Raw genomic sequence first — 22,959 nt, 5'->3', positions numbered from 1 at the left:
GGGTGCGAAGCGCCCCCGAATCCGATCACCGCGATCCAGAACCGGAACGCGTTGACTTGTTTTGACGATGGCTTCGCAATCGATCGGGGATAAATCCCCTCGCCACAACAGGCTCGCTCCCACAATGTTTTCAACCGTTTTCGCTATTTCTTGCGCGCAAGACACGAGGCACAGCATGCAAATCAAACTCGCCAACCCCCGTGGCTTCTGCGCCGGCGTGGACCGGGCGATCGAAATCGTCAATCGCGCCCTGGAAGTCTTCGGGCCACCGATCTATGTGCGTCATGAAGTGGTGCACAACAAGTTCGTGGTCGAAGACCTGCGCAACCGTGGCGCGATCTTCGTCGAAGAACTGGATCAAGTGCCGGACGACGTCATCGTGATCTTCAGTGCTCACGGTGTTTCCCAGGCCGTGCGCAATGAAGCTGCCGGCCGTGGCCTGAAAGTATTCGACGCCACGTGCCCGCTGGTGACCAAGGTGCACATCGAGGTCGCCAAATACAGTCGCGATGGTCGTGAGTGCATTCTGATCGGTCATGCCGGTCACCCGGAAGTCGAGGGCACCATGGGCCAGTACGACGCCAGCAATGGCGGCGCGATCTACCTCGTCGAAGACGAAAAAGACGTGGCCGAACTGCAAGTGCGTAACCCGGAAAAACTGGCATTCGTGACCCAGACCACTCTGTCGATGGACGACACCAGTCGCGTGATCGATGCCTTGCGCACACGTTTCCCGGCTATCGGTGGTCCGCGCAAGGACGACATCTGCTACGCCACGCAAAACCGCCAGGACGCGGTCAAGCAACTGGCTGACGATTGTGATGTGGTATTGGTGGTGGGCAGCCCGAACAGCTCCAACTCCAATCGCCTGCGTGAACTGGCCGAACGCATGGCCACGCCGGCCTACCTGATCGACGGCGCCGAAGACCTGCAGAAAAGCTGGTTCGATGGCGTTGAGCGCATCGGCATCACCGCCGGAGCCTCCGCGCCGGAAGTTCTGGTGCGCGGCGTTATCCAGCAGTTGCAGGCCTGGGGCGCGACGGGTGCCGATGAGCTGGCCGGCCGCGAAGAGAACATCACCTTCTCGATGCCGAAAGAGCTGCGCGTCCGCTCGATCTGACGTTCTTCGTCTTCAGGCACAGTGCCTGCTCAGCCTTTGCGCTGGTCAGGCGCACCCGACCGGTTGCCGCCAGCACCACCTGGAGTTGGCTGACCGGCTCGCGTGCCGAGCAGATATGTAGCGTCCCCGCCTGAAACGCCCGCCCGGGCATCAGCGGTTGTCCCAGACTGCTGAAACGCACATAACGACTTACCGCCCAATTGCCGACGATCGGTATTCGTCCGTCACTCGCCTGCTCCACCAGCAGCGGATTGCTGCTGTCCTGCGGCCCCTTGCCGTTGAGATCCAGAATGATCCGCCAGCCCTGACTCCAGTCGCCATTGATGCCATGGATTACCACACTCTGGTTGCGGGTGATGGCCAGGGTGCGGGCGTTGCGAATGCCCTCGAGCAGCGACCGCGCTGCCTGCTCGCGATGAGTCGACTCGGTGAAGGCGGCGAACGCCGGACTGACCAGTGACAGAACAATTGCGCCAATCGCCAGTCCCATAAGCAATTCGATCAGGCTGAAACCCTGTTGCGGCATGACGACTCCCTCCGTGGAGCATGAAGCCCGGCACGATCCTTTTCGCCGGGCAGGGCAAATCAACCGACGCAGGCCGGTTGAATGTTCTAGTTTGTAGAAGCAGGTATAGCCGACGGCAACGGAGGGCATCGATGGATCATCGTACAAAAGGTTTCACGCTGCCCGAGTTGTTGGCTGCGGTCGCCGTGATGGTGATCCTCATCACCCTGGCGGTGCCGGGTTTCACCCGCTCGATCCAGAGCAGCAAGGCCGATACGGAAATGGGCGACCTGCAGCGTGCCATCAACTTTGCGCGGCTGGAGGCGATTGATCGCGGCGTGACCACACGCTTGCGCCCGAGCGCCGGCGGCAGCGTGTGGACCGGCGAATTGTCGGTCTACGACGGTACTGGCACTGCGGCCAATGTATTGCGGGTTGTTCCAGCGATGAGCAGCGGCGCGACTCTGACGCTACCCTCAGGAGTGTCCGCACTGGATTTCAATAATCTGGGTGGCCTGGCGGCGCCGTCGACAGCGGTGGCCATCAGTTACGTGCTGGGAACGCAAAGCAGGACGCTGAACGTGTGTCTGAACGGACGAATTCAATCGGGTGGAAGTTGCGGATGAGGGCAGGGAGCACACAGGCACAGGAGGGCATGTCGCTGATCGAAGTGCTGGTCGCGTTGCTGATTCTGACGGTCGGGATATTGGGCGCAGCCGCCGTGCAGCTCAATGCGCTCAAATACACCGACAGTTCACGGATGACCAGTCAGGCCAGCTTTATCGCCTACGACATGATGGACCGCATCCGCGCCAACGCTGCCGCCGACTACACGGTGACGCCGCCGACCTCGGGCAATCTCGGCGTGGCCCGCGATCAGGATCTTTACGACTTCACCACCAACATCGTCAATTTCGGCGGGCCCACCGCCACGGGCACGATCACCCTCAATCAGCGGGTGTACACCATCACCATCAACTGGAATGACTCGCGGGCCGCGAATGCCACCGGTACCACACGCAGCTTCGTTCTGACCAGTCGCGCCACGGTCGACCCGGTGGCCACGCCATGAAGCATGATCAGCGAGGGTTCGGCCTGATCGAAATGCTCATCGCGTTGGCGCTTGGGCTGATCATCGTACTGGGGGTGGTGCAGACGTTCCTTGCAGCCAAAAACACTTACGTCAGCCAGAACACCGCCGCTGCGATGCAGGAAGACGCGCGTTTTGTCCTGAGCAAGATGATCCAGGAACTGCGCATGGTCGGCATGTTTGGCTGCCTGGGCACGATTACTGACGCGAGTTCGGCAGGGGATTTCTACGCGGCGCAGGTTACGCCGATCAACTGGGACAACAGCAACCTCAAGCTGACCCTGGTCACCGCCGATGTTGGCGGCAGTGGCGGCACACCGACCTGGACGGTGCTCTCCGATTGCCGCAACAGCGCCACGGCCTATACCGGGTTGCGGGCGGCGGCGAGCGGGCAGATCGCCTTTCCGATCCGCCGTTTGATCTACAGCTTCAGCAACAACCAGATTCTCATAGGCACCGGCAGCGGCACCCCGACCCAACAGGTGCTGGTGAATAACGTCAGTGCCTTTAATGTGATCTTCGGCCTGGCCGCGTCCGCCACTGACGTCGCGGCTTCCTCTTACAGCGCCAACCCCAGTGATCCGGCGCGTATCCGCAGTGTGCGCCTGAGCCTGACCCTCACCGACCCGAACAATCGGGTGGCCAATCAAACCTTCAACGTGGTTGCCGCATTGCGCAACCGCTTGCAGTGAGGGCCGGGCTGATGAAAGTTGCATTCAACCAGCGGCAAAACCAGCGCGGAATGGCGCTGCTGGTCAGTCTGGTGTTCCTGTTGCTGTTGACCTTGATCGGGCTGTCCTCGATGCAGAGCGCCAACCTGCAGGAGAAAATGGCCGGCAGCGTCAGCCTGCGCAATCAGTCGTTCCAGACCGCCGAGGCCGCGCTGCGTATCGGCGAGAGTGCGGTGCAACTCGACAGCTACTCGCTGGCGGTGTGTGCCAATACCACGCAGTGTGCGCCGCCAGCAGAGTCCTCGGTGGTCAGTGCGGCGGGGCTCAATTCGACTTCCGGCGTAACGTGGATCGCAGCCGGTAACGGCTTTTATGGTGTACAGAACATCGGTACCACTCTGACGGCGGTCAACGTGCCGAGCAACACGTCGGCGACCCTGTATCGGGTCACTGCGATCGGTATCGCTGGCACTTCGCGCAGTGTGGTGGAGAGTGTCTATGCGAAGTATTGAGCGCTGCCGGACACTGTTGACGGGCATGCTGCTGGGCTTGTATCTGGCGGCGCCGGCGTATGCGTTCACGCCGTCCGATTCGCCACTCTTGAGCGCAGCGGCGGTGCCGCCCAACGTAATGTTGCTGATCGACGATTCCGGCAGCATGAACAGCATCATTTACGCGGCAGGATTCGACCCGAACGTCACGCGCACCCCGGCCCGGCAGTGCAATGCGTTTCTTGGCCTGTGTTCGGCATTGAATGCGCCAGCGATTACCGGCGATCCGGTGTTTTTATCGAACCTGCCGACATCCGGCTGTTCCGGCGGCGCCTTCGCCTTTTACAACAACAGCATTGCACCGCTGTGCCTGAAACTGCCTGATCCGGTGGGCGGCGGCAATACGCGCTACACGGGGGATTACATTGCTTATGTGGTCAGTCTGGCGATCAACAACGGCACCCGCGACTTCACCACCGGGGCGATTCCCAACGACTACCGGATCAACGTCGCGCGCAACGTGTCCACCGCCCTGGTCACCAGCAACCGTAACTTGCGCATGGGCCTGTCGACCTTCAACCCGGTCACCAACAACAATCCCGGGAATGGTGGCTACATTGCCCGCGGCATCAGCGACCTGTCTCCGGTGTCCGGCAGCGTGACCCAGGCGCAGGCCGACACCAACTACAATGCGCTGATTTCCTCGATCAACGCTTTAGGTGCCGTGGCCAACACGCCGCTGGCGGAAACCTACTACGAAATCACCCGCTACATGCGCGGCATGGCGCCGTACTACAACAGCACGCCGACGACTTACACCAGTCCGATCCAGTACCGCTGCCAGAAAAACTACGGCGTGGTCATCACCGACGGTTTGCCGACCTACGACCGCACCTTCCCGAGCAATGATCCGTTGGGCGGCAGTCGTCTGCCGAACTGGGACGGCATCAACAATGACGGCAACAACCCCAATGGCGATAACGAGGGTGACACGCTGTATCTGGATGACATTGCCAAGTTTGCGTTCGACATCGACATGCGTTCGACGGGGACAGACGCTGCCGGCAAAAGCTGGAACGCGGTGGATTTTCCCAAGCAGAACATGAATACCTATACCGTCGGTTTTACCGCCGACAACGACATGCTCTCGGACGCTGCCAGCTACGGGCAGGGCCGCTATTACCAGGCGACCGACAGCACCGGTCTCAACACCGCATTGTCTTCGGCGTTGAGCGATATCACCTCCAAGGCCGGTTCCGGTGGCGCGGGAGTCACCAGCGGCACCACGCTGGCCAGTGGCACCAGTTATTTCCAGACCAGCTACGACCCCAAGGACTGGCGTGGCACGATCAAGTCATTCGGCTTCACTTCGGCGGGCGCGGTGAACACCTCGGCGGCCCTGTGGACCACCGATACCACCATTGTCCCGGGCGCGACCGCACCGACCTATCAATCGTGGAACACCAGCAGCAACGCCGCCGTGACGCTGGCCTACGGCAACTTTTCCGCGTCCCAACAGACGGCGCTCAGCCAGAGCCTGCCCACCGGCATCAGCGGCAGCGATCTGGTGGAGTGGAGCAAGGGCACCAACAAGACCGGGCTAAAGGTGCGCAGCGTATTGCTCGGCGACATCATCAACTCGCCACTGGTGCTGGCTTCGCCCAGTGATAAAACCGCCTCCGACCTGTCGGGCGACACCACTTACACCACGTACCTGACCACCAAGGCAGCGAACATGAATTCGAGTCTGGTGGTGAACGCCAACGACGGCTTCGTCAACGTGATCAACTCGGCCAACGGCACTCGACGTTATGCCTACATGCCGTCCAGCGTGTTGCCGTCCCTGCGGCTGATTGCCGATCCGGCGTACATCAATGGCGTCAGCCATAAATTTCTGGTGGACGGCCAGGTTGGTGTGTATGACGCGCAAATCAACAGCGCCTGGAAAACCCTGGCCATCGGCGGCACCGGTGCTGGCGGCAAGACTTTCTACGCGCTGCAACTGTTCGACGCGTCTGCGGGCAATGTGCTCAATGCCTTGTGGGAAGTCAGCGCACCCGCCACAGCGAACACAGCCAACGCATTTAATGATCTGGGTTATGCCTACGCGCGCCCGGAAGTGGCACGCTTGGCCGATGGTCGCTGGGCGGCGTTCATTGCCAATGGTTATGGCAGCAACTCCGGAGTGGCGGCTTTGTATGTGCTGGATGTGCGTGACGGTTCGTTGATCAAGAAGATCGTCATCGACAGCACCGAGACCACCAATGGTCTGTCGTCGGTCAAGCTCAAGGTCAATTCTTCGAACGTGGTGCAGGCCGCCTACGGCGGTGATTTGAAAGGGCGCCTGTGGAAATTCGATCTGAGCGCGACGTCGACCGACAGCTGGGGCGTGGCGTTTTCCGGCAAACCACTGTTCACCACGGCGGGCGGGGCGACTCAGCCGATCACCGCGCAGCCGCTGCTGGCGGACAATTCGCTGGGGGGCAAACAGATCTTCGTCGGCACCGGCAAATTCAACGAGACCGCCGACAAGACCAACAAGGATTTGCAGGCGTTCTACTCAGTGTGGGATGCCGACGGCGGTTCCGGACAGTTGACGGTCAGCAGCCTGCAGGCGCAGGCGGTGACAGGCGTGTTCTCCGGCAGCACCGGACAGTTCATCACCACCAGCCAGAACGACACGACCTATCCGGGGGAGAAGGGCTGGTATCTGCCTTTGGTGTACAACAATGTGCTGACCGGCGAGCGGGTGATCAATCAGGCCAGTCTGGTGCTCGGACGCATCGTGTTTACCACCGCCAGTGTCGACACCACGGACCCTTGTGCCAGTTTCGGTACCGGCAAACTGGTCGAACTCGATGCGTTCAGCGGTAAGATGCTCAACTACGCGGTGCTCGACACCAATTCCGATGGCGTGGTCGACAGCAACGACACGATTTCCAGTGGCGTGGTTTTCACCGGCGGGATTCCGACCCTGAACGCCATCGTCAACGGCGGGACTCGCAAGCTCGTCAACGATTCCAGTGGCACCGTGACCACGCTGGTGGAAAAATCCGGTGGCGGCAGCCGTCGTATCATGTGGCGACAAATACAGTAAGTGAGAGTTTGAGGCATGCGCAGATTCAACCGGGGCTTCACCCTGATCGAGATCATGATCGTGATTGCGATCATCGGGATCATCATCACCATCGCCGCACCGAGCTACACCGAGTACCTGAAAAAGGGCCGGCGCGCCGAAGTGGTGTCGCTGCTTTCGGAACAGGCGCAGATCCTCGAGCGCTTCTACACCAAAAACAACGTCTACACCGGCATCACCGGTCTGAGCACGGGCAATGATTTTTACACCATCACCCCGACGATCGCTGACCAGACCTTCCTGCTGACCGCCACCCGCAAGGCCGGTACGACCATGGCGAGCGACAAGTGCGGGGATTTCACCCTGACCAACACCGGCGTCAGAAGCATGAACAACGCTACCACCGGGCTGACCACCAAGGATTGCTGGGGCCGCTGAGGTAACTTCTTACGGGCGCCTCTTTGCGCCCGCTGTCTTCATTACGGTTGGATCAAACATGACCAGGCAACAGCAAGTGGTGATTGTCGGTGGCGGGGTGATTGGCCTGCTGACCGCCTACAACCTCGCCTCCGAAGTGCGCAGCGTGGTGCTGCTGGATCGCTCGAACGTCGGCCAGGAATCGTCCTGGGCCGGTGGCGGCATCGTTTCCCCGCTGTACCCGTGGCGCTACAGCCCTGCCGTCACCGCGCTGGCGCATTGGTCGCAGGATTTTTATCCACAGCTGGGCGAGCGGCTGTTTGCCGATACCGGGGTTGATCCCGAAGTGCACACCACCGGCCTGTACTGGCTGGATCTGGAAGATGAAACCGAAGCACTGGCCTGGGCTGAGCGGGAAGACCGTCCGCTGCGGGCTGTGGATATCTCGGCGGTGCACGACGCGGTGCCGGTGCTGGGTGGCGGGTTCGCCCGGGCGATCTACATGGCCGATGTGGCCAACGTGCGTAACCCACGGCTGGTGAAGTCGCTGAAAGCGGCGTTGCTGGCGCTGCCGAACGTGACGATTCACGAACAATGCGAAGTCAGCGGGTTTGTTCGCGAAGGCGAGCGAGTGATTGGCGTCGAGACGTCCAAGGGCCTGATCCGCGGCGAGCAGATCGTGCTGACGGCCGGGGCATGGAGCGGTGATCTGCTCAAGACATTGGATCTGACGCTGCCGGTGGAGCCGGTCAAGGGCCAGATGATTCTCTACAAGTGTGCAGCGGATTTCCTGCCGAGCATGGTGCTGGCCAAGGGACGTTATGCGATTCCACGTCGCGACGGGCACATTCTGATCGGCAGTACGCTGGAGCACGAAGGCTTCGACAAGACCCCGACCGAGGTCGCGCTGGAGAGCCTCAAGGCTTCGGCAGTCGAATTGCTGCCGGCGCTGGCGGAGGCCGAAGTGGTGGGGCATTGGGCCGGTTTGCGCCCGGGTTCGCCGGAGGGGATTCCGTATATCGGCCGGGTGCCAGGGTTTGACGGTTTGTGGCTGAACTGTGGGCATTACCGCAACGGCCTGGTGCTGGCGCCGGCGTCTTGTCAGTTGTTTGCCGATGTGATGCTCGGGCGTACGCCGATTATCGATCCGGCGCCGTATGCGCCTGAAGGTCGTATTTAAGGCAAAAGCAAAAGATCGCAGCCTGCGGCAGCTCCTGCATTGGAATGCATTTCCTGTAGGAGCTGCCGCAGGCTGCGATCTTTTAACGAATCAATCCAGACCGAGTTTCTTCAGCCGATAGCGCATCGAGCGAAATGACAGACTCAAGCGCTGCGCCGCTGCCGTGCGATTCCAGCGGGTTTCCTCCAGCGCCTGCAGGATCAGCTTGCGCTCGACGTTCTCCAGATAATCCTCAAGGTTGTCGATCCGGGTAAGATCGGCGATGCCGCCCTCAACCGCACAATTACCTTCGCTGAGCCGTAAGTCCGCCGCCTCGATCAACTGGTTTTCACACAGCGTGTGCGCCCGTTCGAGGACGTTTTCCAGCTCTCGCACATTCCCCGGGAAGCGGTAGCTCTTCAGCGCCTCAAGCGCCTGTGGATGCAGGCGGGCCGCCGCTCGACCGCTGCCTGCCGCCAGGCGCTGGAGCATGTGCGCAGCCAATACCTGGATGTCATCGCGCCGTTCGCGCAGGGACGGCACGCGCAGTTCGATCACGTTCAAGCGGTAATACAGGTCCTGGCGAAAGCGCCCGGCGGCGACCTCGGCCTCGAGATCCTTGTGGGTAGCACAGAGAATGCGCACATCGACCACCGCTTCCTGCTGGCCGCCGACACTGCGCACGGCTTTCTCTTGAATTGCCCGCAGCAGTTTGACCTGCATCGCCAGCGGCAGGTCCGCCACCTCGTCGAGAAACAGGGTGCCGCCGTGCGCGGCCTGGAACAGCCCGGGCTTGTCCTCGACCGCGCCGGTAAAGCTGCCCTTGCGATGGCCGAAAAACTCGCTTTCCATCAGCTCGGACGGAATCGCCCCGCAATTGACCGGCACAAACTGTTTGCTGGCGCGCGGTCCCTGTTCGTGGATCAGCCGTGCGACCAGTTCTTTGCCGCTGCCCGATTCTCCGCTGATGTAGACCGGCGCCTGACTGCGCGCCAGCTTGTCGATCTGTTTGCGCAGATCGCGCATGGGCAGCGAGTCGCCGAGCAGGCGTCGGTCTATCGACGTGCCGGCGCCGCCCACCGCCGGCATGCGCAACGCGGTACTGACCAGTTCACGCAAGCGCGTCAGATCAACTGGCTTGGTGAGGAAGTCGAAGGCGCCAGCCTTCAATGCGTTGATCGCGGTTTCCAGACTGCCATAGGCGGTGATCATCGCCACTGGCAGTTGTGGATGACGTTGCTGAATGTGCTGCACCAGGTCCAGCCCACTGCCGTCGGGCAGGCGCATGTCGGTCAGGCACAGGTCGAACGCATTGCGTTGTAACAGCGCCTGGGCTTCGCCGAGGTTGCGAGCACTGAAGGTGTCGAGTTTCATCCGTCCCAGGGTGATTTCCAGGAGTTCGCGGATATCCGGCTCGTCGTCGACGATGAGGATTTTTTGCCGTGGGCTCGTGTTCAACTTTGTTTCCGTCCGTGAGCAAAGGTGATGCGAAAGCAGCCGCCGCCTTGGCGTGGTTTGAAGTCTAGGCGCGCCTGGTTGCTTTCGCACAGCTCACGGGACAGATAAAGCCCAAGGCCGGTGCCCTGGCTGCTGGTGGTGAAGAAGGGTTCGAACAGATGCGGTTGTTGATCAAGCGGTACACCGGGGCCATTGTCCTGGACTTCAAGCACAGCCAGCTGGCTCTCGGGGTCGATGAACAGCGCCAGCCAGACCTCGGCCTGCTCGTGCAGCAGGGCGCTGTGGCGCCAGCCGTTACGTAACAGATTGTCGAGAATCTGCGTGAGCTGATCCGGATCCATCAACGTGATGAAGTCCCCGGAATTGATCCGCAAATGAATCGACTGCCGCTCGCTCGCCTGTTCGCGGCTCTCGGCAACGAAGTGCTCCAGCCATGGCTTGAGATCCAGGCGCTGAGGGGCGCTCTGCTGGCGGCGCGACAGTTGCAGGACGTTTTCGATGACTCGGTTCATGCGCTGGGAGTGGTCTTGAATGATCTGCGTCAGACGCCGATCCGCACCATCGAGTTCCTCGGACTCGCCCAGCAGCTGCGCGGCGTGACTGATGGCGCCCAGTGGATTGCGGATTTCATGGGAGATGCCGGCGGTCAGGCGCCCGAGCGCGGCGAGCTTGAGTTGCTGGGCCTGCTGCGCAACTTGCGCCAGATCTTCGAGGAACACCAGGGTTTGCTGGTTGGGGCTCTGATCGAGGGCGATGAAGTTCGGTTGCAGTTCCAGGCCATTGCCGGGAATCTTCAGGCTCTGCGGGCGCAGGGTCGGGTTGCTCAGCCACAGTTGCAGGCGCTCGACCAATGCTGGCGAATAGTCGCTGATCAAATGGCCTTCAAGATGCGACTGGGCCAGCAGGGTCTTCGCACTGTGGTTGGCCAGCTGTACCCGACGCTGCTCGTCGAGCACCAGGATGCCGGTGCGCATGCGTTGCAGAATCAGAGCGTTGAGGGCTTCAAGGCTGGTGACTTCGCTGGCGCGCTGTTCGGCGAGATTTTCGCTGACTTCCAGGCGCCGGATCAAACCCTGGACCAGCAGCGATGCGGCAAAGCACAAGGCGCCCAGGGTTCCGGCTTGCAGATAGTCATTGGCGCTCAGGGGATGGCTCAGGCTCAGCAGGAAGCTTGAGCCGACAATGCCAAGTGCGCCGATGGCGGCAATCAGCAGGCCAATGCGCCGGCGCAGCAAGGTGTTGCTGATCGCCACCGAGACAATCAGCAGGTTGCCGATCGCGCTGGCCACCCCGCCCGCCGCGTAGAACAAACCGCACAGCAGCAGCACATCCACCAGCGCCAGACTGAACAGCTGCGAGGGCCGCCGGGTATTTTCCAGAAACACCACCAGCAGGATGTTCAGCACCAGATACAACCAGCTGCCACTGCGCAGCAGATCGTCGTCGGCCGACGTCAGCAGGCGATTGTCCATATTGCTGGAGATCAGCAGCACCAGCGTGATGCCGACGCTCAAACGGTAAAGATGATAAAGGCGCAGCAGGCGCTGCGCCTGTTTACGGTCGGCGTTGGCGGCCTCAGCGATCACTGGCGCCCGGGCCTTGCTCAAGATGAGCCTGGCTGCAATACCATTGTTGCTGAAGGTTCAGCGCACGGTCGCGGGGCAGATGCACGCCGCAGTGGGCGCAGCGCACCATCGGTGCGGCGTCTTGCTCGCGGGGCGATTGAGCAGACGAGGCGGGCGCCTTGAATTTGCGCCACAGCCATACCGCGGCGAAAATCAGGACAATCCAGAACAGTAAACGAAGCATGATGGGCGGCTTTTCGGCTAATGATTCGGCAGTTTAGCCAAGGAGCCGGCAAGCGCACAGACTATTAACGCGCCGCCACAAAAAAGGGAGATCCGCAGATCTCCCTTTTTATGTACCCGATGTGATCAGTCGAACACGCCGAAGGTCATGTAGCTGAACCACGAACGATCTTCGTTGTTGCCTTCGGCTTCATGACGCTCTTCCTCGATCACGTCGCCGTTTTCGTCTTTAGGCTTGAGCTCGTTCGGGATCGCGTCTTTCGCGTCCTGGAACTGCTTCTGCACATCCTGGTTGGCGCGGGTTTCTCCCGGCGGCAGCGGTGGACGCGACTCGATCAGGCCAAGAGTGGCCTTGCTCAGCCACGAACGGTTGTCGGCTTCGGCAACCGAAGGCACGAACTGACCGTCCTGCAGGCTTGGGTGATTCGGGTAGTTGAGTTTCAGGGTTTCCAGACTGGTAGCAGCCAGTTCGTCCAGGTGCAGACGCTGGTAAGCCTCGGTCATCACCGCCAGGCCGTCGCCGACCGATGGGGTTTCCTGGAAGTTTTCCACTACATAACGGCCACGGTTGGCGGCGGCGACGTAGGCCTGACGGGTCAGGTAGTAGTCGGCTACGTGGATTTCGTAGGCGGCCAGCAGGTTGCGCAGGTAGATCATGCGCTGCTTGGCGTCCGGCGCGTAGCGGCTGTTCGGGTAGCGGCTGGTCAGTTGGGCGAACTCGTTGTACGAGTCGCGGGCAGCGCCCGGGTCACGCTTGGTCATGTCCAGCGGCAGGAAGCGCGCCAGCAGGCCGACGTCCTGGTCGAACGAGGTCAGCCCCTTGAGGTAATAGGCATAGTCCACGTTCGGGTGCTGTGGGTGCAAACGGATAAAACGTTCGGCGGCGGACTTGGCAGCTTCCGGCTCGGCGTTTTTATAGTTGGCATAAATCAGTTCAAGCTGTGCCTGATCCGCGTAGCGACCGAACGGATACCGCGACTCCAGAGCCTTCAGCTTGGCCGTGGCGCTGGTGTAGCTGTTGTTGTCCAGGTCGGTCTGAGCCTGCTGGTACAGCTCGGCTTCGCTCAGGTTTTCGTCGACGACTTCCTTCGATGAGCAAGCAGCGGTCAATGCGAGGATGGCGATCAGCAGCAGGTGTTTCACTTGCATGGCGGCTTGCGTCCCTATGACGGCCGCTGTCTTGGGCGGGGCCGTCCTGTTATGATGAGCGCCCCGTTGAAAAGCCTCGGGGCAAAAGACGCCGTATTTAACCACAAGCGCGCAGCCGAAACCAAAGGCTGTGCCGACGCCCAGTCAGAGCATGTCCGATAAAATTGAACTTCGCGCAGAGGTGCCGTCCGATTTGGGCGGCCAACGCCTCGATCAAGTCGCCGCCCAACTCTTCGCTGAGCACTCACGCTCGCGCCTTTCCGCCTGGATCAAAGAAGGTCGCCTGACTGTGGACGGGGCGGTCATCCGCCCGCGCGACATCGTGCATGGCGGTGCCGTCCTTGAGCTGACTGCCGAGCAGGAAGCCCAGGGCGAGTGGATCGCCCAGGACATCGAGCTCGACATCGTCTATGAAGACGACGACATCCTGGTGATCAACAAGCCTGCGGGCCTGGTGGTGCACCCGGCTGCCGGCCACGCTGATGGCACCTTGCTCAATGCCTTGCTGCACCACGTGCCGGACATCATCAATGTCCCGCGCGCCGGTATCGTGCATCGCCTGGACAAGGACACCACCGGTCTGATGGTGGTGGCCAAGACCATCCAGGCGCAGACCAAGCTTGTTGCCCAGCTGCAAAGCCGCAGTGTCAGCCGGATTTACGAGTGCATCGTGATCGGTGTGGTGACCGCCGGGGGCAAGATCAACGCGCCGATCGGTCGCCATGGTCAGCAGCGCCAGCGCATGGCCGTGATGGAAGGCGGCAAGCCGGCCGTCAGTCACTACCGCGTGCTGGAGCGTTTCCGGTCCCACACGCATGTACGGGTCAAGCTGGAAACCGGCCGGACCCACCAGATCCGTGTACACATGGCGCACATCAACTTCCCGTTGGTCGGCGACCCGGCGTACGGCGGGCGTTTCCGCATTCCGCCTGCTGCGAACCCGACCATGGTCGAGTCGCTCAAGCACTTCCCGCGTCAGGCGCTGCACGCGCGCTTCCTTGAGCTGGATCATCCGACCACCGGTGAGCGCATGAGCTGGGAATCGCCGCTGCCGGAAGATTTCGTCTGGCTGCTGACCTTGCTCAAGCAGGATCGCGAGGCCTTCGTCGGATGAACTGGCTGACGCCGGACTGGCCTGCGCCGGCCAGCGTCAGGGCCTGTGTCACCACCCGCGAGGGAGGTGTCAGCGAGGCGCCGTTCGACAGCCTCAATCTGGGCGATCATGTCGATGATCGCCCGGACGCAGTCGCCGAGAATCGTCGGCGTCTGACCGAACATTTCTCTATAAAGCCTGCCTGGTTGCAGCAAGTGCACGGCATTGTCGTGGCCCATGCTGATCCGGGCGTGGTGGCCACCGCCGATGCCAGTTGGACGGCAACTCCCGGGATTGCCTGCACGGCGATGACTGCCGATTGCCTGCCGGCATTGTTCTGCAACCGGGCCGGTACTCGCGTCGCGGCGGCCCATGCCGGTTGGCGCGGGTTGGCGGCGGGCGTACTGGAAGCCACCCTCGATCATCTCGACACCGCTGCGGCGGACGTGCTGGTCTGGCTCGGCCCGGCCATCGGCCCGAAAGCCTTTGAAGTCGGCCCGGAAGTACGCGAAGTCTTCGTCAAGCAACTGCCGGAAGCGGCAGCCGCCTTCGTGCCAAGCCACAATGCTGGCAAGTTCATGGCTGACATCTATCTGCTGGCGCGTCTGCGTCTGGCGGCCAAAGGTGTCACGGCGGTTTATGGTGGCGGTTTCTGCACGGTGACCGATCCGCGCTTCTTTTCTTACCGCCGTGCGTCGCGCACGGGGCGCTTTGCCTCCCTTGTCTGGCTCACCCGCTAAGCTTGTCTGATCTACATCAATCTCCCGACGCTTGAATCTCCCAGAATCGACCGCATCTACAGTGGTATCTGGCAGGTTTCTTTATTCAGGATGGTTTTTAGGTCCGACCTGCTCAAAAGGAAGGTGACCCCATGCGTATAGACCGTTTAACCAGCAAATTACAGTTGGCGTTGTCCGACGCCCAATCCTTGGCCGTTGGCCACGATCATCCGGCCATCGAGCCGGCGCACTTGATGCAAGCCATGCTTGAACAGCAGGGTGGTTCGATCAAACCTCTGCTCATGCAAGTGGGCTTCGACGTCAACAGCCTGCGCAAAGAGCTGACCAAAGAGCTCGATCAATTACCGAAAATCCAGAACCCGACCGGCGACGTCAACATGTCGCAGGATCTGGCGCGTCTGCTCAATCAGGCTGATCGTCTGGCCCAGCAGAAGGGCGACCAGTTCATTTCCAGCGAACTGGTGCTGCTCGCCGCGATGGACGAGAACAGCAAACTGGGCAAACTGCTGCTCGGCCAGGGCGTGAGCAAGAAAGCCCTGGAAAACGCGATCAACAACCTGCGCGGTGGTGAGGCGGTGAATGACGCCAACCATGAAGAGTCGCGTCAGGCACTGGACAAGTACACCGTCGACCTGACCAAGCGCGCCGAAGACGGCAAGCTCGATCCGGTGATCGGCCGTGACGACGAAATCCGCCGGACCATTCAGGTGCTGCAACGTCGCACCAAGAACAACCCGGTGCTGATCGGTGAGCCTGGTGTGGGTAAGACCGCGATTGCCGAAGGTCTGGCACAGCGCATCATCAACGGCGAAGTGCCGGACGGCCTCAAGGGCAAACGCCTGTTGTCGCTGGACATGGGCGCGCTGATTGCCGGTGCCAAGTATCGCGGTGAGTTCGAAGAACGCCTCAAAGCGCTGCTCAACGAACTGTCGAAGCAGGAAGGGCAGATCATTCTGTTCATCGACGAGCTTCACACCATGGTCGGCGCCGGTAAGGGCGAAGGCTCGATGGATGCCGGCAACATGCTCAAACCGGCACTGGCGCGCGGTGAGCTGCACTGCGTCGGCGCAACCACGCTCAACGAGTACCGCCAATATATAGAGAAGGATGCGGCCCTCGAACGGCGCTTCCAGAAAGTGCTGGTGGACGAGCCGAGCGAAGAAGACACCATCGCCATCCTGCGTGGCCTCAAGGAGCGTTATGAGGTTCACCATAAGGTGGCGATCACTGACGGTGCGATCATCGCGGCCGCCAAGCTCAGCCATCGCTACATCACTGATCGGCAGTTGCCGGACAAGGCCATCGACCTGATCGACGAGGCCGCCAGCCGCATCCGCATGGAGATCGATTCCAAGCCGGAAGTGCTCGATCGTCTGGAGCGTCGGTTGATTCAGCTCAAGGTTGAATCCCAGGCACTGAAGAAAGAAAGCGATGAAGCGGCGATGAAACGCCTGGAAAAACTCCAGGAAGAAATTGTCCGCCTCGAACGTGAGTACTCGGATCTGGAAGAAATCTGGAACTCGGAAAAAGCCGAGGTACAGGGTTCGGCGCAGATTCAGCAAAAGATCGAGCAATCGCGTCAGGAACTGGAAGCCGCGCGCCGTAAAGGCGACCTTAACCGCATGGCCGAATTGCAGTACGGGGTGATCCCGGATCTGGAACGCAGCCTGCAAATGGTCGACCAACACGGCAAGAGCGAAAACCAGTTGCTGCGCAGCAAGGTGACCGAAGAGGAAATCGCCGAAGTCGTTTCGAAGTGGACCGGTATTCCGGTGTCGAAAATGCTCGAAGGCGAGCGCGACAAGCTGATGAAGATGGAAAGCCTGTTGCACCAGCGCGTGATCGGTCAGGACGAAGCGGTGGTCGCGGTGGCCAACGCCGTACGGCGCTCGCGTGCCGGGCTGGCGGATCCGAATCGTCCGAGCGGTTCGTTCATGTTCCTCGGCCCGACCGGGGTCGGTAAAACCGAGCTGTGCAAGGCGCTGGCCGAATTCCTCTTCGACACGGAAGAGGCAATGGTGCGGATCGACATGTCCGAGTTCATGGAGAAACATTCCGTGGCGCGGCTGATCGGGGCGCCACCGGGCTATGTTGGCTATGAGGAGGGCGGTTACCTGACCGAAGCGGTACGCCGCAAGCCTTACTCGGTGATCCTGCTGGATGAGGTCGAGAAGGCGCACCCGGATGTGTTCAACATCCTGCTGCAAGTGCTGGAGGATGGACGCCTGACCGACAGCCACGGACGTACGGTGGATTTCCGTAATACCGTGATTGTCATGACCTCGAACCTCGGCTCGTCGCAGATCCAGGAACTGGTCGGTGACCGTGAGGCGCAGCGTGCAGCGGTGATGGACGCGCTGACCAGTCACTTCCGTCCCGAGTTCATCAACCGGGTCGACGAAGTGGTGATCTTCGAGCCATTGGCGCGGGATCAGATCGCGGGCATTACCGAGATCCAGCTGGGCCGTCTGCGCAGTCGTCTGGCCGAGCGCGAGCTAAAGCTGGAACTGAGCCCGGAAGCGATGGACAAGCTGATTGCCGTGGGTTACGACCCGGTGTATGGCGCACGTCCGCTCAAACGTGCAATCCAGCGCTGGATCGAAAACCCGTTGGCGCAGTTGATCCTGTCGGGGCATTTCCTGCCGGGCGACACGGCAACCGGCAAGGTCGTGAGCGACGAAATCGTTTTCGACTGAGCGGTAAAGCCAATGAAATAAGGAAGGCCTCGCTTTGCGAGGCCTTTTTTTCGTTAGGCTGTTGAACTCTAAGGAAAAGGCTTGTAAAGTGCGCCCCGCAGTCAGTCACCCGCAGCATCTCAGCTCACTGAGCTGAAATCTGAAATAAGTTGCAAATCATTAACTTGAAAGCGATTTAGGGGGTTGACAGAGGTGTTCTAGGTTGTAGAATAGCGCGCCTCAGACACACGAACGCAGCGATGCGAACGGCGTCTAGGAGCTGTAAGTTTCACCGTTGTAAATTGAAATATGTAGTTCCGTGATAGCTCAGTCGGTAGAGCAAATGACTGTTAATCATTGGGTCCCAGGTTCGAGTCCTGGTCACGGAGCCAATTTCAAACCGGGGTATAGCGCAGTCCGGTAGCGCGCCTGCTTTGGGAGCAGGATGTCAGGAGTTCGAATCCCCTTACCCCGACCATTTTTGGGTCGTTAGCTCAGTTGGTAGAGCAGTTGGCTTTTAACCAATTGGTCGTAGGTTCGAATCCCACACGACCCACCATTTTTGAAACCAGGTAACACTGGGATCGAATCTTAAGATCAGAGGCCAAAAGCGCTGATCGAAGAAGGCGATCTTTGAAAGGTCGCCTTTTTTTTACCGGGGTATAGCGCAGTCCGGTAGCGCGCCTGCTTTGGGAGCAGGATGTCAGGAGTTCGAATCCCCTTACCCCGACCATATTAAAAATCCTCGTATCGAAAGATACGGGGATTTTTTTTGTCCTCGCGCCAGACAATTCCTTTCAAGTCATCGTACAACTTGCCGATAGCCCGCTAACGAGAGGGGCTGCCACTGTTCGCCCCTTCAATCTGGCCAATACAAGAATAAGGGCGTTCGTCATGTTGCTTCGTCAGTTGAATATTGCTCCACGTGCCGCGCTGGGTTTTGCCCTGATCGCGGTCCTGGTGGCGTTGCTCGGCGTATTTGCCTTGGGGCAGATGTCGAGCATCCGTGACAGTGAGGTCGCGGTCGAGAGCCGCTGGCTGCCGAGCATTCGCGGCGGTGACGAAATTCGCGAGCTGATGTTGCGGATTCGTACGATTTCCCTGCGCATGGCCCTTGATCAGGATCCGCAGAACATCGCGACTTACCGCAGCCAGATGGATACCCGCGACAAGGAGCTGAGCGAGAAGATCGCCGCCTACGACAAACTGGTCACCACGGCGGAAGGCCAGCAGCTTTATGACCAGTTCAAAAAGACCTTCGCTGCCTATCGCACCGGCATCGCGCAATCCTTCACCTTGGCCGATCAAGGCCAGCGTGACGAACTGACCAAATTGTTGCTGGTTGATATGAAAACCGTGGTCGACGGCTCCGGCAAGCAGCTCAATGACCTGGCGGATCTGTTCGCCAAACAGGTTGCTGCGGAGAGCCAGAAATCCGCTGACCACTACCAGACCTCGCGCACCATCGTCAGCCTGTTCATAGCGCTGGCGGCGCTGGCCACGGTGGCGCTGGCGATGTTGCTCACCCGCAGCATCGTCCGTCCGCTGAGCAGCGCCGTCAGCGCTGCCGAAAGCGTGGCCCGGGGCAACCTGACCCGGCCGATCGAAACCCACGGTAACGATGAAGTCAGCCGATTGCTCAAGGCGCTCGCGACCATGCAGCAAAACCTGCGGGAAACGCTGCAAGGCATCAGCGGTTCGGCCACGCAACTGGCGAGCGCTGCTGATGAACTCAACGCGGTGACGCTCGACAGCACACACGGCTTGCAGCAGCAGAACAACGAAATCGAACAGGCAGCGACGGCGGTCAATGAAATGACCACAGCCGTTGAAGAAGTCGCTCGCAATGCCGTGTCGACATCCGATGCCACCCGCCAATCCAGTGAGTCGGCGCAACTGGGGCAGGCGCGGGTCAGTGATACCGCATCGGCCATCAATGCGCTGGCCAGCGACGTGCAGCACACTGGCGAGTTGGTGCAATCGCTGGCCAACCAGTCACAGGACATCGGCAAAGTGCTGGATGTGATCCGTGCCATTGCCGAGCAGACCAACCTGCTTGCGCTCAACGCCGCCATCGAGGCGGCCCGCGCAGGGGAAAGTGGGCGAGGTTTTGCGGTGGTCGCCGACGAAGTGCGGGCGCTGGCCTATCGCACCCAGCAATCGACGCAGGAGATCGAGCAGATGGTGCAGGGCATGCGCAGTGGTTCAAGCCTGGCGCTGGATTCGATGCAGGCCAGCGCTGCACGGGCCACGACCACACTGGCGTTGGCCGAGCGCGCCGGGGAGGCGCTGGAAACCATCACCGCTTCGGTGCATGAGATCCATGAGCGTAATCTGGTGATCGCCAGTGCCGCCGAAGAGCAGGCGCAAGTCGCGCGGGAAGTGGATCGTAATCTGGTGAACATTCGCGACCTGTCGGTCCGTTCGGCGACAGGTGCCGATCAGACCCGTGCGTCGAGCCAAGAACTGTCGCAACTGGCCAACGCGCTGCAAGGCATGGTGCGGCGCTTCCAACTCTGATGAGCGGTGATCGATTGCAGGAATGAGCCTGCTGATTTTGTGAGCTGCACAAAACAATGTGGGCGCGTGGCTTGCCCGCGATAGCGGCGGATCAGTCAACATCATCGCCGACTGACTGACCGCTATCGCTGGCAAGCCAGCTCCCACACGTTTTGGTTCTAGTGCAGCTTCAGGCGTGGCTCGGTACCGCGACCGATCTTGCTGCCCAGCATCAGCATCGCCGTGCGGAACGGTCCGTACAGCGCCATCTGGTGCATGCGGTACAGCGACACGTAGAACATCCGCGCCAGCCAGCCTTCGAGCATCACGCTGCCGGTCAGGTTGCCCATCAAGTTACCCACAGCGGAAAAACGCGACAGCGAGATCAGCGAGCCGTAGTCGGTGTACTTGTACTCCGGCAGGGTTTTGCCCTCGATACGCAGCTTCAGCGACTTGGCCAGCAACGATGCCTGTTGGTGTGCGGCTTGTGCACGCGGCGGCACGTTGCGATCCGAACCCGGCTGTGGGCAGGCGGCGCAGTCACCGAAGGCGAAAATGTTTTCGTCGCGGGTGGTCTGCAACGTCGGCAGCACTTGCAGCTGATTGATGCGGTTGGTTTCCAGACCGTCGATGTCTTTGAGGAAACCCGGTGCGCGGATCCCGGCGGCCCAGACTTTCAGGCTGGCCTTGATCACGTTGCCATCGGCGGTGATCAGGCTGTCGGCGGTCACTTCGCTGACCGCCGCATTGGTCATGACATTGACCCCGAGTTTCTCCAGGGTCTTGTGCACCGGGCCGCTGATGCGTTCCGGCAGGGCTGGCAGCACTCGCGGGCCGGCTTCGATCAGGGTGATGTGCATGTTCTCCGGTTTGATCCGGTCCAGACCATAAGCCGCCAGTTCATGCGCCGCGTTGTGCAGTTCTGCCGCCAGCTCGACACCCGTGGCGCCGGCACCGACGATGGCCACGCTGATCTGCTCGACCACATCGGTCTGTCCGGCGTGCGCACGCAGATAGTGGTTGAGCAGCTGCTGGTGGAAACGCTCGGCCTGTTTGCGGGTGTCGAGGAACAGGCAGTGCTGCGCCGCGCCCTGGGTGCCGAAATCGTTGGTGGTGCTGCCGACGCTGATCACCAGCGTGTCGTAAGGCACTTCACGCGCCGGTACCAGTTCCACGCCGTTCTCGTCGTAGGTGGCGGCCAGCTGGATTTTCTTCTGCGCCCGATCAAGCCCGCTCATGCGCCCCAGCTGGAACTCGAAGTGGTTCCATTTCGCCTGGGCAACATAGTTGAGTTCGTCTTCGGAAGAGTTCAGCGATCCGGCGGCCACTTCGTGCAGCAGGGGTTTCCAGATGTGCGTCAGGTTCGCGTCGACCAGCATCACGCTGGCCGTGCCGCGCTTGCCCAGAGTCTTACCCAGACGGGTAGCCAGCTCCAGACCGCCGGCGCCGCCGCCGACAATGACAATACGATGGGACATAGGGATAACTCGCAAGGTTTTTAAAGGAAATCGGTGCGGTTACCCGAGCGAGCGCCAGGCAGCTCATAGCGTCAGGTAACTGATAAGTCGGCTCAGCAAGCCCAGACCAATGGTCACTGCCAGCACCAGCACCAGGAGCATCCACGGCCGGAAAGGCCGGCGCTCGACACGGTGTTGGGACAACTGCAGGTACTCTTCGACATGCTTCTGGTCTTCGGGGTTCAGGCGGCTGGTCATAAAGGCCTCGTCAGGTAGACGTTGCTGAAGGTGGAGACGCTACAGCGGTTTTTATCCCGGGTTGAACGCAGCATAGCCTCTGGCCGGAACCGGTTCGACCGAAACACCGTCGTCGAGGCGGATGATCCCGCTTTGTAACACCCGGGCGGTAATTCCGCCATGCCCGCGCACCGCTTGAAAGGTGCCGGGGCCGAGGTGGTTTTGCAGGCGCGCGCAGGGCTGACACCAGCCAGTGGTCTCGAATATTGCCTGACCGATGCGAAAGCGCCGACCCTTGAGACTAAACAGATTGATACCGCTGATGACCAGATTGCGCCGCAGGTCTTCAGGCTTGACCGGATGATCCTCTGACCGGCCCATCAACGCGCTGATCACGGCCAGGTGTTCGAACTGGATCAACGTCACTTGCCGCGCGTTGCGCACCCCCGCGCGGGCGTGATCGCCAGTCAGTCCGGCCTCCAGTCGTGCTTCCACCGCGTCGAGTTCGATCATTGGCCCGCGAGACTCGGGGCGCACGCCGATCCAGCGCACGCGTCCGGTCTGCGGGACGTCGGCAATCAACTGCTGCAACGGCGTCACAGGCTGATTCCGACATCGAAGACGATGCTGCGACCGAGGTTGCTGCGCAGGAAATCCGGTGCATCAGGATGCGCGAACAGCACCCGGGCAAAAGTCGGCCCGACCAGCGACAGCGAGCGCCAGCCCTGACGCAGATACTCGGTGGGCGGTGGAAAGTGGCTGTTGAGGTCCAGCACTTCGCGCTTGAGACTGGCGAAGGCGATGATGTCCAGTTCGCCCAGATCCATGCCGCGTTCCTTGTAGTTGTGCGCTTTTTTGCGCAAGGTCGGCGCCAGCCGCAGCAAGAATTCATTGGCCGGGATCCGCCGTGGCTTGGCTTCACGGCGTACCAGTTGGCTGAGGGAAAATGCACTGCGGCGGCGTTGCAGTTCGTCGCGCCATTCGTCGTTGAGTCGGCGGCCTTCGTCGAGCACGAAAAACACTTCGAAATTGGCATCGCGAAACAGCACGTCCGGCGGCTCGCCAGCAGGGGCAAACTCATCGGCGCGGTAAGGAATGTTCAAGCCTTGCAGCAGGCGCTGGCAGACCCAACGCTCACGCTCCCATTTGCGGGCATTGGACAGGAACGCGTTGGCTTGCTCTGCCGCGATGGTCAGCAGGCGTAAATAATCTGAGTCATCCATAAGCCCAAGCTTAGCGTTCAATTGCGACAAGCTGAAAGCACCACGCGGCAATGTGTGTCAGTGGGCGGTTGCAACGGGCGGTGTAGACTGA

General features: G+C 60.7%; 21 protein-coding genes and 4 tRNA genes. 16 read left to right on the top strand and 9 right to left on the bottom strand.

Going from position 1 to position 22,959, the window contains the following annotated elements; translation table 11 throughout:
• The first annotated feature begins 175 nt into the window (after nt 1-175).
• Nucleotides 176-1,120, top strand: coding sequence for a 4-hydroxy-3-methylbut-2-enyl diphosphate reductase (ispH, locus tag L6D63_RS10750; protein WP_047296652.1), 945 nt, complete (start codon nt 176-178; stop codon nt 1,118-1,120).
• On the opposite strand, the gene L6D63_RS10745 is transcribed toward ispH, so the two are convergent.
• The gene (locus L6D63_RS10745; RefSeq protein ID WP_131671586.1) at nt 1,077-1,646 is read right to left on the bottom strand and encodes a GspH/FimT family pseudopilin; all 570 of its coding nucleotides are present in this window, start codon (nt 1,644-1,646) and stop codon (nt 1,077-1,079) included. The two genes, ispH and L6D63_RS10745, sit on opposite strands and share 44 nt — an antisense overlap.
• 131 nt (nt 1,647-1,777) lie before the next feature.
• Between L6D63_RS10745 and L6D63_RS10740 the strand changes: the two genes are divergently transcribed.
• From L6D63_RS10740 to thiO, 7 genes are read left to right on the top strand one after another with little or no spacing between them, the layout of a single operon-like run.
• Nucleotides 1,778-2,251 (top strand): GspH/FimT family pseudopilin, encoded by a 474-nt coding sequence (locus tag L6D63_RS10740; protein ID WP_095668286.1) that lies wholly within the window; start codon nt 1,778-1,780, stop codon nt 2,249-2,251.
• Complete coding sequence (gene pilV / locus L6D63_RS10735) at nt 2,248-2,697, top strand: type IV pilus modification protein PilV (RefSeq protein WP_041065314.1); 450 nt, start codon at nt 2,248-2,250, stop codon at nt 2,695-2,697. The genes L6D63_RS10740 and pilV overlap by 4 nt, the downstream gene beginning before the upstream one ends.
• Nucleotides 2,694-3,407 carry a PilW family protein gene (locus L6D63_RS10730; protein ID WP_131671587.1) on the top strand — a complete coding sequence of 238 codons (714 nt, stop codon included), beginning with the start codon at nt 2,694-2,696 and terminating at the stop codon, nt 3,405-3,407. Before pilV ends, L6D63_RS10730 begins: the two co-directional genes overlap by 4 nt.
• 11 nt (nt 3,408-3,418) lie before the next feature.
• Entirely contained in the window at nt 3,419-3,898 is a 480-nt protein-coding gene (locus L6D63_RS10725; RefSeq protein ID WP_131671588.1) for a pilus assembly PilX family protein, read from the top strand.
• Nucleotides 3,885-6,974 (top strand): pilus assembly protein, encoded by a 3,090-nt coding sequence (locus L6D63_RS10720; RefSeq protein ID WP_131671589.1) that lies wholly within the window; start codon nt 3,885-3,887, stop codon nt 6,972-6,974. Before L6D63_RS10725 ends, L6D63_RS10720 begins: the two co-directional genes overlap by 14 nt.
• A 15-nt stretch (nt 6,975-6,989) precedes the next feature.
• Nucleotides 6,990-7,391 carry a type IV pilin protein gene (locus tag L6D63_RS10715; protein ID WP_131671590.1) on the top strand — a complete coding sequence of 134 codons (402 nt, stop codon included), beginning with the start codon at nt 6,990-6,992 and terminating at the stop codon, nt 7,389-7,391.
• Between the two features lie 58 nt (nt 7,392-7,449).
• Complete coding sequence (thiO, locus tag L6D63_RS10710) at nt 7,450-8,550, top strand: glycine oxidase ThiO (protein WP_131671591.1); 1,101 nt, start codon at nt 7,450-7,452, stop codon at nt 8,548-8,550.
• A 90-nt stretch (nt 8,551-8,640) separates the two neighbouring features.
• Here thiO and L6D63_RS10705 read toward each other — a convergent pair whose 3' ends face one another.
• The 4 genes from L6D63_RS10705 to L6D63_RS10690 all read right to left on the bottom strand — a co-directional run bounded on the left by L6D63_RS10705 (nt 8,641) and on the right by L6D63_RS10690 (nt 12,944).
• Entirely contained in the window at nt 8,641-9,987 is a 1,347-nt protein-coding gene (locus L6D63_RS10705; protein WP_131671592.1) for a sigma-54-dependent transcriptional regulator, read from the bottom strand.
• Nucleotides 9,984-11,573, bottom strand: a complete 1,590-nt coding sequence (locus L6D63_RS10700) for a sensor histidine kinase (protein ID WP_047296636.1) — start codon at nt 11,571-11,573, stop codon at nt 9,984-9,986. Before L6D63_RS10700 ends, L6D63_RS10705 begins: the two co-directional genes overlap by 4 nt.
• Nucleotides 11,563-11,796 (bottom strand): PP0621 family protein, encoded by a 234-nt coding sequence (locus L6D63_RS10695; RefSeq protein WP_027612810.1) that lies wholly within the window; start codon nt 11,794-11,796, stop codon nt 11,563-11,565. The genes L6D63_RS10700 and L6D63_RS10695 overlap by 11 nt, the downstream gene beginning before the upstream one ends.
• A gap of 125 nt (nt 11,797-11,921) precedes the next feature.
• Nucleotides 11,922-12,944 carry an outer membrane protein assembly factor BamD gene (locus tag L6D63_RS10690; RefSeq protein ID WP_047296635.1) on the bottom strand — a complete coding sequence of 341 codons (1,023 nt, stop codon included), beginning with the start codon at nt 12,942-12,944 and terminating at the stop codon, nt 11,922-11,924.
• Nucleotides 12,945-13,095: 151 nt separating this feature from the next.
• Here L6D63_RS10690 and rluD point away from each other — a divergent pair, with 151 nt between their 5' ends.
• The 8 genes from rluD to L6D63_RS10650 all read left to right on the top strand — a co-directional run bounded on the left by rluD (nt 13,096) and on the right by L6D63_RS10650 (nt 19,972).
• Nucleotides 13,096-14,058 carry a 23S rRNA pseudouridine(1911/1915/1917) synthase RluD gene (rluD, locus tag L6D63_RS10685; protein ID WP_047296633.1) on the top strand — a complete coding sequence of 321 codons (963 nt, stop codon included), beginning with the start codon at nt 13,096-13,098 and terminating at the stop codon, nt 14,056-14,058.
• Nucleotides 14,055-14,777, top strand: coding sequence for a peptidoglycan editing factor PgeF (gene pgeF, locus L6D63_RS10680; RefSeq protein ID WP_041065342.1), 723 nt, complete (start codon nt 14,055-14,057; stop codon nt 14,775-14,777). Before rluD ends, pgeF begins: the two co-directional genes overlap by 4 nt.
• 131 nt (nt 14,778-14,908) lie before the next feature.
• Nucleotides 14,909-17,473, top strand: a complete 2,565-nt coding sequence (gene clpB, locus L6D63_RS10675; RefSeq protein ID WP_047296631.1) for an ATP-dependent chaperone ClpB — start codon at nt 14,909-14,911, stop codon at nt 17,471-17,473.
• A 295-nt stretch (nt 17,474-17,768) separates the two neighbouring features.
• Nucleotides 17,769-17,844: transfer RNA gene (locus L6D63_RS10670), tRNA-Asn, on the top strand.
• Between the two features lie 9 nt (nt 17,845-17,853).
• A tRNA-Pro gene (locus tag L6D63_RS10665) sits at nt 17,854-17,930 on the top strand.
• Between the two features lie 5 nt (nt 17,931-17,935).
• A tRNA-Lys gene (locus L6D63_RS10660) sits at nt 17,936-18,011 on the top strand.
• Nucleotides 18,012-18,108: 97 nt separating this feature from the next.
• Nucleotides 18,109-18,185 (top strand) — tRNA-Pro (locus L6D63_RS10655).
• Between the two features lie 161 nt (nt 18,186-18,346).
• Nucleotides 18,347-19,972 (top strand): methyl-accepting chemotaxis protein, encoded by a 1,626-nt coding sequence (locus tag L6D63_RS10650; protein ID WP_131671593.1) that lies wholly within the window; start codon nt 18,347-18,349, stop codon nt 19,970-19,972.
• A gap of 158 nt (nt 19,973-20,130) precedes the next feature.
• Here L6D63_RS10650 and L6D63_RS10645 read toward each other — a convergent pair whose 3' ends face one another.
• The 4 genes from L6D63_RS10645 to L6D63_RS10630 all read right to left on the bottom strand — a co-directional run bounded on the left by L6D63_RS10645 (nt 20,131) and on the right by L6D63_RS10630 (nt 22,868).
• Nucleotides 20,131-21,429 (bottom strand): NAD(P)/FAD-dependent oxidoreductase, encoded by a 1,299-nt coding sequence (locus L6D63_RS10645; RefSeq protein ID WP_041065349.1) that lies wholly within the window; start codon nt 21,427-21,429, stop codon nt 20,131-20,133.
• Between the two features lie 63 nt (nt 21,430-21,492).
• On the bottom strand, nt 21,493-21,666 hold the full coding sequence (locus L6D63_RS10640) for a DUF3094 family protein (protein WP_003228304.1): 174 nt from the start codon (nt 21,664-21,666) through the stop codon (nt 21,493-21,495).
• Between the two features lie 51 nt (nt 21,667-21,717).
• Nucleotides 21,718-22,245 (bottom strand): MOSC domain-containing protein, encoded by a 528-nt coding sequence (locus tag L6D63_RS10635; protein WP_131671594.1) that lies wholly within the window; start codon nt 22,243-22,245, stop codon nt 21,718-21,720.
• Nucleotides 22,242-22,868, bottom strand: a complete 627-nt coding sequence (locus L6D63_RS10630; RefSeq protein WP_003228301.1) for a DUF1780 domain-containing protein — start codon at nt 22,866-22,868, stop codon at nt 22,242-22,244. The genes L6D63_RS10635 and L6D63_RS10630 overlap by 4 nt, the downstream gene beginning before the upstream one ends.
• Between the last annotated feature and the right edge of the window lie 91 nt (nt 22,869-22,959).

Origin of the sequence: Pseudomonas parakoreensis (assembly GCF_021602155.1) — a bacterium.
In the GTDB taxonomy this organism is placed as follows: Bacteria; Pseudomonadota; Gammaproteobacteria; order Pseudomonadales; family Pseudomonadaceae; genus Aquipseudomonas; species Aquipseudomonas parakoreensis.
Note: the sequence above shows the minus strand (reverse complement) of the source record. Positions and strands in the feature narration are given on the sequence as shown.